17 protein-coding genes are annotated in these 16,160 nt (G+C 65.0%); 8 read left to right on the top strand and 9 right to left on the bottom strand.

All coding sequences use genetic code 11. From position 1 onward, the window contains the following. Positions 1–14: 14 nt before the first annotated feature. Positions 15–761 (bottom strand): pseudouridine synthase, encoded by a 747-nt coding sequence (locus AC1DPX_RS13470; RefSeq protein ID WP_477237233.1) that lies wholly within the window; start codon positions 759–761, stop codon positions 15–17. Between the two features lie 184 nt (positions 762–945). Here AC1DPX_RS13470 and AC1DPX_RS13465 point away from each other — a divergent pair, with 184 nt between their 5' ends. Continuing rightward, positions 946–1,413, top strand: a complete 468-nt coding sequence (locus AC1DPX_RS13465; protein WP_202358590.1) for a DUF2231 domain-containing protein — start codon at positions 946–948, stop codon at positions 1,411–1,413. Between the two features lie 32 nt (positions 1,414–1,445). On the opposite strand, the gene AC1DPX_RS13460 is transcribed toward AC1DPX_RS13465, so the two are convergent. The 6 genes from AC1DPX_RS13460 to AC1DPX_RS13435 form a co-directional block, all read right to left on the bottom strand. After that, positions 1,446–2,141: a VIT1/CCC1 transporter family protein gene (locus AC1DPX_RS13460; protein WP_202358591.1), complete on the bottom strand. Its 696-nt coding sequence runs from the start codon at positions 2,139–2,141 to the stop codon at positions 1,446–1,448. Continuing rightward, entirely contained in the window at positions 2,138–2,542 is a 405-nt protein-coding gene (locus tag AC1DPX_RS13455; protein ID WP_477237231.1) for an OsmC family protein, read from the bottom strand. The genes AC1DPX_RS13460 and AC1DPX_RS13455 overlap by 4 nt, the downstream gene beginning before the upstream one ends. A 108-nt stretch (positions 2,543–2,650) precedes the next feature. Further along, entirely contained in the window at positions 2,651–5,848 is a 3,198-nt protein-coding gene (locus AC1DPX_RS13450; RefSeq protein WP_477237229.1) for an efflux RND transporter permease subunit, read from the bottom strand. Then, entirely contained in the window at positions 5,845–6,807 is a 963-nt protein-coding gene (locus AC1DPX_RS13445; RefSeq protein ID WP_477237227.1) for an efflux RND transporter periplasmic adaptor subunit, read from the bottom strand. The genes AC1DPX_RS13450 and AC1DPX_RS13445 overlap by 4 nt, the downstream gene beginning before the upstream one ends. Before the next feature lie 11 nt (positions 6,808–6,818). Then, positions 6,819–7,019, bottom strand: a complete 201-nt coding sequence (locus AC1DPX_RS13440) for a YgaP family membrane protein (protein ID WP_202358595.1) — start codon at positions 7,017–7,019, stop codon at positions 6,819–6,821. A 152-nt stretch (positions 7,020–7,171) separates the two neighbouring features. Further along, entirely contained in the window at positions 7,172–8,479 is a 1,308-nt protein-coding gene (locus AC1DPX_RS13435) for an NAD(P)/FAD-dependent oxidoreductase (RefSeq protein ID WP_477237225.1), read from the bottom strand. 213 nt (positions 8,480–8,692) lie between these two features. Between AC1DPX_RS13435 and AC1DPX_RS13430 the strand changes: the two genes are divergently transcribed. Beyond that, positions 8,693–9,028, top strand: coding sequence for an ArsR/SmtB family transcription factor (locus AC1DPX_RS13430; protein WP_202358596.1), 336 nt, complete (start codon positions 8,693–8,695; stop codon positions 9,026–9,028). 25 nt (positions 9,029–9,053) lie between these two features. Here the strand turns inward: AC1DPX_RS13430 and AC1DPX_RS13425 are convergent, their stop codons facing one another. After that, complete coding sequence (locus AC1DPX_RS13425; RefSeq protein WP_477237223.1) at positions 9,054–9,938, bottom strand: aldo/keto reductase family oxidoreductase; 885 nt, start codon at positions 9,936–9,938, stop codon at positions 9,054–9,056. Between the two features lie 93 nt (positions 9,939–10,031). Here AC1DPX_RS13425 and AC1DPX_RS13420 point away from each other — a divergent pair, with 93 nt between their 5' ends. Continuing rightward, positions 10,032–10,937: a LysR family transcriptional regulator gene (locus AC1DPX_RS13420; protein WP_477237221.1), complete on the top strand. Its 906-nt coding sequence runs from the start codon at positions 10,032–10,034 to the stop codon at positions 10,935–10,937. A 75-nt stretch (positions 10,938–11,012) separates the two neighbouring features. On the opposite strand, the gene AC1DPX_RS13415 is transcribed toward AC1DPX_RS13420, so the two are convergent. Further along, positions 11,013–11,522: a pyridoxamine 5'-phosphate oxidase family protein gene (locus tag AC1DPX_RS13415; RefSeq protein WP_477237219.1), complete on the bottom strand. Its 510-nt coding sequence runs from the start codon at positions 11,520–11,522 to the stop codon at positions 11,013–11,015. A 360-nt stretch (positions 11,523–11,882) separates the two neighbouring features. On the opposite strand from AC1DPX_RS13415, the gene AC1DPX_RS13410 reads away from it, so the two are divergent. The 5 genes from AC1DPX_RS13410 to AC1DPX_RS13390 all read left to right on the top strand — a co-directional run bounded on the left by AC1DPX_RS13410 (position 11,883) and on the right by AC1DPX_RS13390 (position 16,132). Next, entirely contained in the window at positions 11,883–13,796 is a 1,914-nt protein-coding gene (locus AC1DPX_RS13410; RefSeq protein WP_477237217.1) for a diguanylate cyclase, read from the top strand. Positions 13,797–13,862: 66 nt separating this feature from the next. Next, a complete protein-coding gene (locus tag AC1DPX_RS13405; RefSeq protein ID WP_202358600.1) occupies positions 13,863–14,195 on the top strand; it encodes an ArsR/SmtB family transcription factor in 333 nt (110 codons plus the stop codon). A 58-nt stretch (positions 14,196–14,253) separates the two neighbouring features. After that, positions 14,254–15,327, top strand: coding sequence for an ACR3 family arsenite efflux transporter (gene arsB, locus AC1DPX_RS13400; protein WP_477237215.1), 1,074 nt, complete (start codon positions 14,254–14,256; stop codon positions 15,325–15,327). After that, complete coding sequence (gene arsC, locus AC1DPX_RS13395; RefSeq protein ID WP_477237213.1) at positions 15,324–15,746, top strand: arsenate reductase (glutaredoxin); 423 nt, start codon at positions 15,324–15,326, stop codon at positions 15,744–15,746. The genes arsB and arsC overlap by 4 nt, the downstream gene beginning before the upstream one ends. Before the next feature lie 65 nt (positions 15,747–15,811). Then, the gene (locus AC1DPX_RS13390; RefSeq protein WP_010910714.1) at positions 15,812–16,132 is read left to right on the top strand and encodes an ArsR/SmtB family transcription factor; all 321 of its coding nucleotides are present in this window, start codon (positions 15,812–15,814) and stop codon (positions 16,130–16,132) included. Positions 16,133–16,160: the final 28 nt, after the last annotated feature.

Below are 16,160 nucleotides of genomic sequence, written 5' to 3'. Positions count from 1 at the left end.
CGAAGCCTCACTGCTCACTCCGCCAGCAGCGCCAGCTCCTCCGGCGTCAAATGCCGCGCCGTGCCCTTGGCGAGGTCGCCCAGGGGCAGCCGGCCGATGGCGATGCGGATGAGGCGCTTGACCTCGATGCCGTGCGCGGCGAGCAGGCGGCGGATGTGGCGGTTGCGCCCCTCGTCGAGCACGATCTCCAGCCAGGCGGTGCGGCCGCCGCTGCGCAAAAGCGCGATCGAATTGGCCGTCAGGGTCTCGCCGTCGACGCTGACGCCCGCGCGCAATGTCTTGAGCATCGCTTCGTCAGGCACCGTGCCGACCTGGACATGATAGGTTTTGGGCAGATGCGAGGCCGGGTCCATCAGCCGGTTGGCGAAATGCGTGTCGTTGGTCATCAGCAGCAAGCCTTCGCTCGCCTTGTCGAGGCGGCCGACCGGCGAGACGAAGGGCAGGTCGAGCCCTTCCAGGCAGGCATAGACGGTGTCGCGCTGCTGCGGGTCGTCGCGGGTGGTGACCAGCCCGCGCGGCTTGTTGAGCATGACATAGACCTTGCGCTCGGCAACGACTTGCTCGCCATCGACGACGATGCGGTCGCGGTTCGGGTCGACGCGAAGTGCTGGATCGCGCACCACCTTGCCGCCGACGCGCACGCGCCCCTCGGCGATCAGCACCTCGGCCTGCGTGCGCGAGCACAGACCGAGTTTTGAAAGCGCGCGGTTGAGGCTGACGCCTGGCGGCCTGGCTGTGAGCGATGTCGGTCGTGCTGCCATTCTGTCTGGGTCGCTGCGTTGTATCGGACAGATGGCATGGGAGACGCGGGAATCGCAAGCGACCGGCGGTCGCGGTGGCCTTGTCCTGGATCAAGAGAGCGATTGCGTCGCCGGGCTATGTTGCGTGCGGTGCCCGTCGACAAGGGGCATTTTCGATCCGTTTCAAGAGAAGGTTTGAAGCAGCATGGTTCCCATTCAGCATATCCACCCGATCTTCGTGCATTTTCCAATCGTGATCATCTTGACCGTGACGCTGGTCGACATCGTCGGATTCTGGCGGCGTCATGACATGACCGTGCGCAGCGGCGCGGGCACAATCTCGACCGGCCTGGCCGTGGCCGCCGGGCTGTTTGCCGTGGCAACCTGGTATCTTGGCGGGCTGGCGCTCGATTTTGCCGAATCGGGCGGCTTCAGCAGCCCGGTGGCGGAAACGCATGAGGGGCTGGGCGGCGCCACCGCGCTGGCGTTCCTCATCTGGGGTGCCGTAAGGCTGGGCCTCTGGCTGCGCAATCGCGGCATCGGCTCGATGGCCGTCGCCATCCCGGCGATCGAAATCGCCGGTTCCGTGCTGGTCACGATCACCGCCTACTATGGTGGCATCCTGGTGTACGATCTCGGTGTCAATGTCGCCAAGGTCGCGGTCGGCGGGTGATGGCATAGGCGGTCGAGCAGTTGGCCGGCCGCCTACACCGCGGTCCCGACCAGCGCGCCGATGCCTGCGGTGAGCGCCATGGCGAAGGCGCCCCAGAAGGTCACCCGCAACGTTGCGCGAGGGATGTTGGCGCCGCCCGCCCTGGCGCCGATGGCGCCCAGCAGGGCAAGGAAAAGCAGGGACGCGAGCGAGACCGCCAGCACCAGCATGGAGGCCGGCGACACCAGCACCATGAGCAACGGCATTGCCGCGCCCACGCTGAAGGTCGCCGCCGAGGTCAGCGCCGCCTGGATCGGCCGCGCCGTGGTCATTTCCGAAATGCCGAGTTCGTCATGGGCATGCGCGGCCAGCGCATCCTTGGCCATGAGCTGGTCGGCGACCTGGCGGGCCAGCTCCGTCTCCAGCCCGCGCTTGACGTAGATCTGCGCCAACTCTTCGCGCTCGAATTCGGGCTGGGTCTTCAGTTCCTGGCGTTCGCGGGCAAGGTCGGCATTCTCGGTGTCCGACTGCGAACTGACCGAGACGTATTCGCCGGCCGCCATCGACATGGCGCCTGCCACCAGGCCGGCTATTCCGGCGACCAGAACCTGAGAAGCCGGCGCGGCGGCCGACGCCACGCCGACGATCAGGCTCGCGGTCGAGACGATGCCGTCATTGGCCCCCAGGACGGCGGCGCGCAACCAGCCGATGCGCGACACCTGGTGGTTTTCGACATGCAGGCGGCTCATGCTTTTCTCCTGATCTTGCCTTCGAGTTTCGTGGCGGCGGCGACTGTATTGGAAATCGTGCCGTACTTGCGGACGTTCTTGTGCAGCAGGTCCAGCCGCTGGTCGGTTTCATCGGTGTCGACGACAAGCTCGTAGTCGATGGAGGCAATCCCCGGCGGGCTGTCGCGCCGAACGGCATGCAATGCGACCCTGACGCCGCGCAGTTTGAAACCGAGCATCGGGGTGACGCGCTCGATGCCCTTGATCATGCAGGCGGCGATCGCCGCCAGAAGCAGTTCGGCTGGATTGAAGGCATCGGTCCGGCCCTCGAGGCTGGTGTCGAGAACGAGTGCGGCGTTCTTGGCCGTGGCCATGCTGCCTCGCGCATCGGTGCGCCTTGCTTCAACGCTGTATTCGAACATGGTGCCGCCTGCCTTGCCGCCCGCGCTGCGGGTGCCGTTCAGGCGTTTCTAGCCTCTTTTCAGCAACGCGGTTTGATCCAGGTCAGAATCCGGTCGTGCTGGCTCCGTTCACGTGCGCAGCACCCGGTAGATCGCGGGGATGACCAGCACCGTCAGCAGCGTCGAGGAGGCCAGGCCGAACAGCAGCGAGATCGCCAGCCCCTGGAAGATCGGATCGGTCAGGATCACCGCCGCGCCGATCATGGCGGCAAGTGCGGTCAGCAGGATCGGCTTGAATCGGATCGCGCCGGCCTCGATCAGGACCTCGGGCAATTGCCTGTCGGGCGACGCCGCGTGGCGGATGAAATCGACCAGCAGGATCGAATTGCGCACGATGATGCCGGCCAGCGCGATGAAGCCGATCATCGAGGTGGCGGTGAACGGCGCGCCGAACAGCCAGTGCCCGCCGAGGATGCCGATGAAAGTCAGCGGGATCGGCGTCAGGATCACCAGCGGCACCTTGAACGAGCCGAACTGGGCGACCACCAGGATGTAGATGCCGAGCAGCGCGACGCCGAAGGCCGCCCCCATGTCGCGGAAGGTCACCCAGGTAACTTCCCATTCGCCGTCCCACAAAAGCGTCGGCCGGCTTTCATCCTCCGGCTGGCCATGCAGCGAGATCGCGGGCTTCTGCAGGCCGGTCCAGTCCTGCGCGTCGATGGCCTTGCTGACGGCGAGCATGCCGTAGAGCGGCGCCTCGAAGCTGCCGGCAAGCTCGGCCGTCACCATTTCGGCTGCGCGGCCATTGTGCCTGAACACCGGGAACGAAGCGCGCTCCGGCGTCACCCGCACGACATCGCCGAGTTCGACGACGCCGCGGTCGCCGGGCAGGACATTGGCCGGAATCGGCGTGGTCAGGAAGCGCTCGTCGAGCGTCCTTTCGCCCTTCCGCCGCTCGATTCGGATCGGGATAGGCTGGCGGCCGCCGCCGCGATGCGAATAGCCGACGGTCTTCCCGCCATTGAGGATGGCGAGCGTGTCGAAGACGTCGCTCTCCTCGACATGGAAGAACTCCACATCGTCGGTGGAAATGGTGGCGCGCAACCGGCGTGCCGGCTGTCCCCAGGAATTGTCGACATCGACGATGAAGGGCACGGAGCGGAACGCCGCCTCGATCCTGGCGGCGACCTTGCGGCGGGTCTCGCCGTCGGGTCCGTAGATTTCGGCCAGCAGCGTTGACATCACCGGCGGGCCGGGCGGCGGCTCGACCACCTTCAGGCTGGTGCCTTGCGGTACCGGGATCGTGGCGATGCGCTGGCGGATGTCGAGCGCGATCTCGTGGCTGGAGCGGGCACGGTCCGCCTTCGGCAGCAGGTTGAGCGCCACGTCTCCCTGCTGCGGCTCGGTGCGCAGGACGGCATGGCGGACGAGGCCGTTGAAATTGAAGGGCGCCGCCGTTGCGGCGTGTGTCTGGACCGATCGAACCTCCTTCAGCTCGAGAACTTTGGCGGCGACGGCCTGCGCCACCGCATCGGTCGCCTCGACGGAAGACCCTTCCGGCAGGTCGATGGTCACCGACAATTCGGACTTGTTGTCGAAGGGCAGGAGCTTGACCGTGACATGCTCGGTGTAGAACAGCGCAAGCGAGCCCAGGGTCAGCACGCCGACGATGAGCAGGAAGGCCCAGCTCGCCTTCTTCGAGGCCAGGATCGGCCGGGCGACGGCGGTGTAGGCGCGACCGAGCGGGCCGCCATTGCCATGATCCTGATGGGCATGCACCGGCGTCCGTCCGGCAAGTCCAAGCATCAGCCACGGCGTCACCATCACCGCGACGAAGAAGGAGAAGATCATCGCCGCCGAGGCATTGGCCGGAATCGGGCTCATATAGGGGCCCATCATTCCCGACACGAACAGCATCGGCAGCAGTGCGGCGACCACGGTCAAGGTGGCGACGATGGTCGGGTTGCCGACCTCTGCCACCGCCTCGATTGCCGCCTGCCGGCGATCGCGGCCGCCGCCCATGGCCCAGTGTCGCGAGATGTTCTCGATCACCACGATGGCATCGTCGACGAGAATGCCTATGGAAAAGATCAGCGCGAACAGCGAGACGCGGTTCAGCGTGTAGCCCATGACGCGCGAGGCAAACAGCGTGAGCAGGATGGTCACCGGGATGACGACGGCCACGACCATCGCTTCGCGGCGGCCGATGGCGACCCAGACCAGCACGATGATCGAGATCGTCGCCAGGCCGAGATGGTAGAGGAGCTCATTGGCCTTGTCGTTGGCGGTCTCGCCGTAATTGCGCGTCACGTCGGTGGCGATATCGTTGGGGATCAATCCGCCCTGCAGCAGGGCGACCCGGTGCAGGATGTCGTCGGCGACGGCGACCGCGTTCGATCCGGCGCGCTTGGCAATGGCCAGCGTGACCGATGGCACGCGCTCGACGCCAACGCCGGCTCTGGTGACCGTGGACACCAGCGCATCACCGGTGTCGGTGGCGAAGGCGACGTCGGCGACGTCGCGGACATAGACGGGGCGGTTGTCGCGCGAGGTCAGGAGCAGGTTGCCGATCTGGTCGGGCGAGGCCAGCGTTTCGCCGGCGACGATGTCGATCTGCTCGCCCTTGTCGCGCACGCGTCCGGCGGGAAAGGCCTTGTTGGCGCCCGACACCTTGGCGGCGAGTTGCTGCAGCGTGACGCCGTAAAGGGCGAGCTTTTCCGGGTTCGGGTTGACGCGGATGATCTCTCCGGTGTCGCCGACCAGATAGGTCAGGCCGACATTGTCGATCTTGGCGATCTCGGTGCGCAGTTCGCGCGCGATGCGGGTGAGGTCGTTGGCCGTCATGCGCGCGGCTGTCTCCGGCTTCGGCGACAGCGTCAGCGTGACGATGGCGACGTCGTCGATGCCGCGGCCGACTATCAGCGGCTCGGGCACGCCGACGGGGATGCGGTCCATGTTGGCGCGCACCTTGTCGTGGACGCGCAGCACGGCAGCGTCCGACGAGGTGCCGACGACGAAGCGGGCGGTGACCATCACCTGGTCGTCGCGCGTCTGCGAATAGACATGCTCGACGCCGTCGATGCCCTTGACGATCGTCTCCAGCGGTTCGGTGATCAGCTTGACGGCGTCGTCGGCCTTCAGTCCGTCGGCGCGCACGAAGATGTCGACCATCGGCACCGAGATCTGCGGCTCTTCCTCGCGCGGCAGCGTGAGCAGCGCCACCAGCCCGAAGGCGAAGGCGGCGACCAGGAACAACGGCGTCAGCGGCGAGGCGATGAAGGCCCGCGTCAGTTCGCCGGCAATACCGAACGAGGCGGGACCTTTCATGGCGTGACCACGACATCGCCGGCCGCGAGGCCTGTCAGGATCTCGACATAGTCACCGTCGGCGCGCTTGGTGCGCTCGCCGGTGACCACCGCGCGATCGGCCTGTGCGCCGCCGGCGGCGACGCGCACGAAATCGATCCCTGAACGGGTCGCGATCGCCGACGCCGGCACCAGCAGCGCGGAGCGCTCGGCGACCGGCAGTTCGACCAGGACACGGGCATCGATGAAATTGGTATCGAGATTGCCGACCTCGACGTCGGCGATGACGCGGCCATTGTCGATCTGCGGATAGATCTTGGCGAGGCGGCCGGGGGCCTCCTTGCCGCCGGCATTGATGCGGATGGCGGCTCCCTCTCTCAGGGAGGCCGCGTACCGTTCCGGAACGGCCAGCCGCAGGAACACCCCGCCGCCGCCAATGGTGGCCACAACCTCACCGGCCATGATGACCGCGCCCCGCGTCACCGGCACGGTCAGCACGCGGCCGTCGCCGGGAGCAAAGACATCGCCCTCGGCGCCCTGCTGCACGATCACCGAACGCTGCGCCTCCGTCGCGGCAAGCTGGCTGCGCGCGACGTCGACCTCGGTACGCAGCTGGTCAAGACGCTGCGCGGTCATGACACCCTTGTCGACCAGCGTCTGGCCGCGCGCGAGTTCGGATTGCGCGGTGTCCAGCTGTGCCTGCAGCGCGTGCAACTGGGCGTCCAGCGCGGCGACCTGAAAGGCGATCTTGTCGTCCTGGACGGTGGCGATCTTTTGCCCCGCCTTGACCAGTTCGCCCTCGGTGACGGCCAGGTCGACGATCAGGCCGCCGATGCGGGCGCGCGCCGGAACGGTGTCGCGCGCCTCGACACGGCCATAGACCGCTTTCCACTCGGTCACCGTCGTCGGCGCCAGTGTCAGCGTGCCGGCAAGCGCCGGAGAGGCCGCGAGCAACGCGGCGAACAAGAGAGGCATGCGCATGCGGGTCTTCCTTAGAACGCGCATCCCGGTTTGACGCCGAGCTTGCGGAAGACCATCGCCGCCGGGCAAAAGCCGGTGAACGCCGACTGCAGCATGTTGAGCCCGACGAAGACCGTCAGCCAGACAAACAGCGGCGAGACAAGGGCGGTGAGTACGACGGACAGCAGCACCATGATACCGGCGAAAGCGAGAACGGAACGGTCGAGGGACATCGTCATCTCCATTTGTATATGATCATATCTAAATATATGTACATTATCGTTGGCCGCAAGAGGCGGTGTCAGATTTGCCGCCGGCGATTGCGGGATCTTCGTTCCCGCCAACCGCCGACCGCAAAAAGCCCAGCCACGGCGGCTTGCTCCGGTCAGGCTCCCGGGACATCCGCTGGCGCCTCGACCTTGATCTGCTTGAGCTTATCGATGCCCAGAGCTTGCAGCGCGAGGCGCTCGTAGAAGGGCTCCGACTTGCCGGCCCTTATCTTGTGCAGGAAATACTTCTCGAAGCCGACCTTGGCGGTGTGTACCCATTTGCCGGAGGACGACCAGTTGACGTTGCGCGGCGGGATCTGCGGTTGCGCCACGAAGGCGACGCCGGAATCGCCGAAATCGGCGAGGCAGACCGCATTCCACGTGCCCTGGGCGTCAGGCTGCTTGCCCTCCACCAGCCGGCCGATGTTACGCGCCGTCGCCGTCACCATGGATTCGATCATGAAGCCGGTCTTGGGCACGCCAACGGGGACCGGTGTCTTGCCGATCGGCGGGATGGCCACGCAGACGCCGACCGCGAATATTTCGGGGAACGCCGGGTTGCGCTGGTGCTTGTCGACAAGGATGAAGCCGCGCGGATTGGTGAGCCCCTCGATGCCGCGCACCGCCGCCACGCCACGGAAGGCCGGCAGCATCATGGCGTAGGCATGCGGCAATTCATGCGCCTGCCTGACCGACCCGTCGTCGGCGATTTCCTGGACGAACATCTTGCCGGGCTCGACCTTGTCGACCTTGGCGTTGCAGATCCACTTGATGTGATGCTGGCGCATCTCGCTCTCGAGCAGACCCTTGGTGTCTCCGACGCCGTCGAGGCCGAGATGGCCGATATAGGGTTCGGAGGTGACGAAGGTCATGGGCACGCGGTCGCGCACCCTGGCGTCGCGCAACGCCTTGTCGAGGATGAAGGTGAATTCGTAAGCCGGCCCGAAGCAGGACGCGCCCTGGACCGCGCCGATGACGACCGGGCCTGGCTTGGCGACGAGCGCGTCGAAGGCGGTCCTAGCCTTGAGCGCATGATCGATGTGGCAGACGGACTGAGTGTTGTGCTCCGGTCCGAGGCCCTCGATCTCGTCGAAGGCGAGTTCGGGACCGGTGGCGATGACCAGATAGTCGTAGGAAACAGATGAGCCGTCGTTGAGTTCCACCGTGCGCTCGACCGGGTGGACGCGCCTGGCTCCCTGCGGATGAAAACCGATCTTGCGCCGTGCCAGCACCGGAGCAAGGTCGATTTCGACGGCTTGCCTGTCGCGCCAGCCAACGGCGACCCAGGGATTGGACGGCACGAATGAATAGTGGCTGCCATTGTTGACGACGGAAACCTGGTGTTCCCCGGCCAGTCCGTCGCGAAGCTCGTAGGCTATGATGGTGCCTCCCAGCCCGGCACCCAGGACGACTATATGCGCCATGCTGTCCCTCCATTGCGGCGTCGCTTTGGCGCAACGCCGACACTGCTGATCCCATGCGGGATTGGCTGATTTTGCGCCATTGTGGCGGGCTGCGACTTGATGCTGATCAAACGACGTTGACGGAGCGAAGCACCGGTTTCGATCCATCGACTTGACAAGCAGTCGTGCCAGAATAGTATTTATTTGTAACTCTTAATATGATAATGTGTTCATATGCGTAATATAAAGATAGCCGAACTGGACAAGCAGGCGCGCGAAGCGTCCGAACTGCTCGCCGCGATGGCGAATGAAAAACGGCTGATGATCCTGTGCCATCTGCTGGACGGCGAGACGAGCGTGAACGAACTGGCCGAACTGGTTGCGATGAACCAGTCGGCGCTGTCGCAGCAGCTTTCAAAGTTGCGCGCGCTCAAGCTCGTAGACACGAGGCGCGACGCCCAGCAGGTCTACTACCGGTTGGCATCGGTGGAGGTAGAGCGAATCCTGCACACGCTTTACGGCATCTATTGCGATCCGCAGACGCGGATCGCCAGGGGCGGCAGCCGGTAGTCTGTCGACCGACGGCAGGAATGCCTTATGCCGCTTGCTCGGCTTCACTGCCGATGCCGTTCAGCACGGCGAGCGCGTCGGCCGGCAGGTCGAGGTCCGCCGCCGCCAGGTTTTCGCGGAGATGACCGACCGAGGAGGTGCCGGGGATCAGCAGGATGTTGGGCGCGCGGCGCAGCAGCCAGGCGAGCGCCACCTGCATCGGGGTCGCGCCAAGTTTCCTGGCGACATTGGCCAGCGTGTCCGACTGCAACGGCGTGAAGCCGCCGAGTGGGAAGAACGGCACATAGGCGATGCCGTCGGCGGCAAGAGCATCGATCAGCGCGTCGTCGTGGCGATGCGCGATGTTGTACTGGTTCTGCACGCAGACGATATCGGCGATGCCGCGTCCCTGGGCGACCTGGGTCGATGTGACGTTGCTCATGCCGATATGGCGGATGAGGCCCTGGCGCTGCAATTCGGCAAGCGTGTTCAACTGCGGCTCGAGCGATCCTTCGGCGGGGCCGTGGATGCCGTGCATGGAGCGCAGGTTCACCACCTCGATCACATCAAGCCCAAGATTGCGCAGATTGTCGTGCACGGCCTGCGTCAACTCCTGCGGTGACATGGCGGGAAGCCAGGATGCATCGGCGCCGCGCCGGGCGCTGACCTTGGTGACGATGGTGAGGTTGGCGGGGTAGGGGTGCAACGCCTCGCGGATGATCTGGTTGGTGACGTGCGGTCCATAGAAATCCGATGTGTCGATGTGGTCGACACCGCTGGCGATCGCCTCGCGCAGCACGGCGAGTGCGGCGTCGCGATCCTTCGGCGGGCCGAAGACGCCGGGTCCTGCCAGTTGCATGGCGCCGTAGCCGAGGCGCTTCACGATGCGGTCGCCGAGTTTGAAGGTTCCGGCCTTGCTGATGTCGGTCATGGTCTCATCTCCTTTGGATCAGCCCAAGATAGACAAAGCGTGCCTGCGCGATAATATGGTGCAATCGGCACAGGCTGTGCGGAAAGGCGAACAATGGCTACGGATCTAGGCGACCTCCAGGCGTTCATGGCGGTGGTGCGCGCCGGCGGCTTTCGCGAGGCGGCCCGGGTGGGCAGCGTCAGCGCCTCCAGCCTCTCCGAGACGGTGCGGCGGCTGGAAACCGGGCTCGGCGTGCGGCTGCTCAACCGCACGACGCGCAGCGTCGCCCCCACCGAGGCCGGCGCGCGCCTGCTCGAGCGGCTCGGCCCGGCGCTCGGCGAGGTCGAAGCGGCGCTCGACGTGGTCAACGGCTTTCGCGGCCAGCCTGCCGGCACGCTGCGGCTCAACGTGCCGGTCGTCGCGGCGAAACTGGTGCTGCCGCGCCTGTTGCCGCCCTTTCTCGCCGCCTATCCCGACATTCGTGTGGAAGTGACCGCCGAGGACAGTTTCGTCGACATATTGGCAAGCGGCTGCGATGCCGGCATTCGCTATGAAGAGCGGCTGGAGCAGGACATGATCGCCGTGCCGATCGGCCCGCGCCGCCAGCATTACGCCACTGCCGCCGCGCCGGCCTATCTCGATCGGCGCGGCCGGCCCGAGCATCCGCGCGACCTGCTGCATCACGCCTGCCTGCGCGGCCGCTTCGCCAGCGGCCTGACGCCACCTTGGGAATTCGAACGCGACGGCGAGGTGGTGAGCGTCGAACCGACCGGCCCGCTTCTGGTCAGTACCGGCACGGCCATGGCGCTGGCGCTCGAAGTGGCGGTCGCCGGCGGCGGCATCGTCTCGCTGTTCGAGGACTGGCTGCGCCCCTATTTCGACGATGGCCGGCTGGAGCCGGTGCTCGAACCCTGGTGGCAGGAGTTTTCCGGCCCGTTCCTCTACTATCCCGGCCGGCGGCTCACACCAGCGCCGCTCAGGGCGTTCATCGATTTTGTCGCTGGGATGCGCTGGGGCTGAGAACTGGACGAATTGCAGCGAACGGCCTCAAGCACGGAGCGAAGGCAGGGGAGGGCTGGCGGCGGCTGGGATATTTCAGAGATCGACCTTTGCATTGTCGCCCACATGCGGTTTGGAGCCGGTGACAGCCGCAAACACCATCTTTGCAGTTGCCACGATCAGTCCTGGGCTGTCCCACAGTTCGCCTTCGTCCGGCGTGACCGTTATCAGACGAATTTCGGGATCCTCGGCGTTGTCCCACCATGCCGCGTCCGTCTTCTCCCACAACTCGGTGATCTTTGCTCTGTCGTTTGTCACCGCCGCAGTGCCAGAGATGGTGACGTATTTGTAATGGCTGCTGTCACTCCAAGCCAAGGTCACCTTCGGATAGGTCGACAGTTGCTTGTTCTTGGCGCTGTCGTCGTTCACGAGAAAGTAGATCGCGTTTTCTCCACGGAACACACGAGCAGAGAGCGGCCGGGCTCGATTGTATTCGCCGTCCCACGTCACAAACATGCAGATGTCGATTTCCTTGGCGAACTCCCAGATGCGATCGGTCGCCTCGGCTGGAGTTAGATCCGTCTGTTGCTCTTGACGCTTGGCCATAAACTGTCCTCCCGGGATTGGATTGCGCTGGTACAACTCGCGTCCGGCCGCGACGTTCCCTGGGCCCGAGAAATGCTTCATACGCGCAGGAAGCCTTCTGGACCGGTGTGAACGGCACGGGTAATCCCTGACGCGAGCGCCCAAATGCCGGGTCGAAACTGATTCAACGGGCGCGCTTAAGTGTCTGTTCTTATGCTGGAAGTTATGTCGTCGCGCAAAGCTGCAGCCCGTTGATGCCGATCCGGCAGGGAAACCATGTCCGAACAATCCAAACCCGGTCCGTAACGGTTTGTTTCCTCGCTCGGCGTATCCACGGGAGGCCGCGTCGCGCATGGCCGACGCACAATGGACGCATGAAGCATGGGTTCGCCCTGGTCCGAATTGCTGGCCAATCTCGCGGTCGTTGCGATGTTCGTTTCGGCCTGGATCCACACGCATGTGTGGCTGGATCGCTGGCCGGCGGCGGTAAAGGCCGTGGCCTTCGGCCTGCTGATGGGCGCTGGCGCCATCATCCTGATGCTGACTCCCATGCAGCTGCAGCCGGGCGTGCTGGTCGATCTCAGAGCGACGATGATTGCCATTGCCGGCTTCTTCGGCGGCCCGGTCGCCGGTATCGTCGCAGGCGTCATGGCCGGTGCTTTCCGGACTTTCGAGGGCGGCATCGGCGCCTTCGCCGGAGCGGTCGGGATCGCGGCCACCATGCTGGTCGGCATCGCCGGCAATCTTGCGCTCAGGGGCCGGCGGCCCACCATGGCCGACATCATGATCCTGGGTGCCGCGACCGCGTGCGGATCGCTGCTTGGCCTCAGCGTCCTGCCGCGCTCGGTCGTACAGACGGTCCTGCCGCAGGTGGTGTTCCCCTCCACCCTCCTCATCTTCGTCTCCGTGGCGATGTCGGGGCTGGCGCTCTACCAGGAGCGGCGGCGGCTGGAGGCGCTGCAGTCGAGGCGCATCTTCAAGGCCGTGGTCGAAACCTTGCCCGACTGCCTGAACGTCAAGGATCGCGACGGACGGTTCATCGCCGCCAATCCGGCGACCGCCGAATTGATGCAAGCGGCCAACGCGAAGGCGCTGATCGGCAAGACGGATTTCGATTTCTACCCCAGCAAAACGGCTAAGGAATTCCGCGAGGACGAGCTGGCCGTGCTGGCATCGGGCGTCGCCTCCACCATCGAGCAGCATCTTCATCACGAAGACGGCACCGACGCCTGGCTGGCGACGCTGAAGGCGCCGTTTCGCGATAAGGCCGGTGCCGTCATCGGCCTGATCACGCACAATCGCGACATCACCCAACGCAAGCAGCTGGAAACCGAGCTGGCGGAAAGCCAGGCCAGGCTCGGAGACGCGCTGACGCATATGGCCGACGGCCTGGTGATGTTCGACGCTGACGGCAGGCTGATGCTGTGCAACGCCCAGTACCGCACCATGTTTCCGAAGACGGCCGATTTGAGGGTGCCGGGTGCCGATTATCGCGACATTCTGCGTGCGTCGGTGGCGCGCGGTGAAAGCGTCACGCCGCCCGACGCGGTCGAGGGGTGGATCGCCGAGATCATGGCCATGCAGACATTGTCCAGCCACCGCCAGGTCCGGCTCGCCGACGGGCGCTGGCTCGACGTGCGGACCCGGCCGACCGGCGATGGCGGCAGCCTGAGCGTGTTTTCCGACATCACCGAGGCCAAGCACGTCGAAGCCGAGCTGCTGGCCGCCAACGAAAAGCTGAACCTTCTGGCGCATCGCGACGGGCTGACCGAACTGTTGACGCGGCGCGCCTTCGACGACGCGCTGGCGCGCGAATTCGCCCGTGGCCGGCGCAACATGACGCCGCTCAGCCTGCTCATCATCGATGTCGACTGGTTCAAGCGCTTCAACGATCATTACGGCCATCCGGCGGGCGACGAATGCCTGCGCGCCGTCAGCGGCTGCATCGAGGCTACGGCGCGGCGGCCGGCCGACGCGGCGGCGCGCTATGGCGGCGAGGAGTTCGCGCTCGTGCTGCCCGAGACCGAGGCGCGGGGCGCCTTCGTCATCGCCGAAACGCTCAGGAGCAAGGTGCGCGACCTCCGGCTTGCGCATGCCGGCAGCGAAAAGGGCATCGTCACTGTCAGCATCGGGGTCGGCACTTTCGACGGGAGTGCCGACATCGAGATCGCCGATCTCTTACGGCGCGCCGACGAGGCCCTCTATGGCGCCAAGGCCGCCGGGCGGGACCGTGTGCATGGCTGGCGCCCGCATCTGAGCGAACCACGCCCGACGGGTTCTTGGCGCAAAGCGTAAGCCCTGGCTGTCACAGCCTTGTCATGATCGGCTGGCATTAATCCATAAATCTGGATAGATGGATTGATGGACAAGACAACAGCATTGCTGGCGCTCGCCGCACTCGGCCAGGAAACCAGGCTGGAGGTGTTCCGGCTGCTGGTGCGGGCCGGGGCCGAAGGTGTGCCGGCGGGCGAGATCGCGACAAGGCTCGGCACCGTGCAGAACACCATGTCGGCGCATCTGAAGATCCTCGGTCAGGCGGGCCTGGTGCATGCCGAGCGCGAAGGGCGCAGCGTGCGCTATACGGCCGACATGACCGGGTTCCGCGATCTGCTGGCCTATCTGATGGAGGATTGCTGCAATGGCGCGCCGGAGCTTTGCCAGCCGATCCTCCAGGCGGTGACCTGTAAATGTTGAGGTGGGCGCCATGACCGATCGCGATCTGCCCAAGACTGGCTGAGCCAAGGAAATCATCATGTCAGATCACGTTCTGAATGCCGGCGAGACGGCACAGCCGACTATCGGTTTCGTCGAGAAGTACCTGACGGTATGGGTGGCGCTGTGCATCGTCGCCGGTGTTGCCCTTGGCCATTTCGAGGTCGCCAACGTCAACATCCCCGTTGCCGTACTGATCTGGCTGATGATCGTGCCCATGCTGCTGCGTGTCGATTTCGCTTCGCTGGCCAGTGTCGGCACCTATTGGCGCGGGATCGGGGTCACTCTCTTCATCAACTGGGCGGTGAAGCCGTTTTCCATGGCGCTGTTGGGCTGGTTGTTCGTCGGCTGGCTGTTCCGGCCCTGGTTGCCCGCCGCGCAAATCGATTCCTACATAGCCGGGCTGATCATTCTCGCGGCGGCCCCGTGCACCGCCATGGTGTTCGTCTGGTCCAACCTTACGCGCGGCGAGCCGAACTTTACGCTGTCGCAGGTTGCGCTCAACGATGCGATCATGATTGTCGCCTTTGCGCCCATCGTCGGCCTGCTGCTCGGGCTGTCGGCGATCACGGTGCCATGGGCTACGCTTGTGCTGTCGGTTGCCCTCTACATCGTCCTGCCGGTGCTGGTTGCTCAACTGGTTCGCTGGCGGCTGCTGGCGACTGGGCAGCACGCGCTGGATGCGCTGTTGGCCGCGTTGCAGCCCTTGTCGCTGATTGCCCTGCTGGCAACCCTGGTGCTCCTGTTCGGCTTTCAGGGCGAGCAGATCATCGCTCAGCCGCTGGTGATCGCGCTGCTTGCGGTGCCGATCCTGATCCAGGTCTATTTCAACTCCGGTCTTGCCTATCTGCTCAACCGAACCTCCGGCGAGCGGCATTGCGTGGCCGGACCATCGGCCTTGATCGGTGCATCCAACTTCTTCGAACTGGCGGTCGCAGCCGCGATCGCGCTTTTCGGGCTGAATTCCGGCGCGGCACTGGCAACCGTTGTCGGCGTGCTGATCGAGGTTCCAGTCATGCTTTCAGTCGTGTGGATCGTGAACCGAAGCAGAGGCTGGTACGAACAGGGGGCGGCCGTCCGCAACACCGCTTCTCGCGAAAGGACCGCGCCATGACCATCACCATCTATCACAACCCGGCCTGCGGCACGTCGCGCAACACGCTGGCGATCATCCGCCAGTCCGGCGAGGAGCCGCAGGTGATCGAATATCTGAAGACGCCGCCGTCGCGCGAAAGGCTCGTCGAGTTGATCGAGGCGATGGCGATGGCGCCGCGCGACTTGCTGCGCGAGAAGGGCACGCCCTATGCGGAACTCGGCCTCGGCGATCCCAAATGGAGCGACGACGAGATCCTCGATTTTATGCTGGCGCATCCGATCCTGATCAACCGGCCGATCGTGGTGACACCGCTCGGCGTGGTGCTTGCCCGGCCGTCCGAAGCGGTGCTCGATATCCTGCCCAATCGCGATATCGGTCCGTTCACCAAGGAGGACGGCGAGGTCGTCATCGATGCCGACGGCAAACGCGTGGTTTGAGAGCTATTTCGAAAAATATCGAAATATGACTTGACGGTTCCCGCCGCTGGCCGCATGCTATTTCCATGAAACTCGAACAAGCAGCCAAACAGCTGGAAGCGCTCGGCAATCCGACGCGGCTGAACCTCTATCGTATCCTGGTGCGGGCCGGCGAGGCGGGCCGGCCGGTCGGCTTCCTGCAGGAGAGCCTCGGCATCGCCGCCTCGACGCTGTCGCACCATCTGCACCGCCTGATCCTGACCGGGCTGGTCAGCCAGGAGCGGCAGGCGACGACGCTGATCTGCCGCGCCAACTATCCCATGATGAACGATCTCATCGGCTTCCTGGCCGATGAATGCTGCGCCGATGCGGCCTGCAACCCGGCAGCGGGTGACGCGGCCGCCTGATTTTTTTGCCTGTTATTTCGATAATACC

Source organism: Mesorhizobium sp. 01N446 (assembly GCF_056399285.1).
This window is presented reverse-complemented; position numbering and strand designations above follow the sequence as displayed.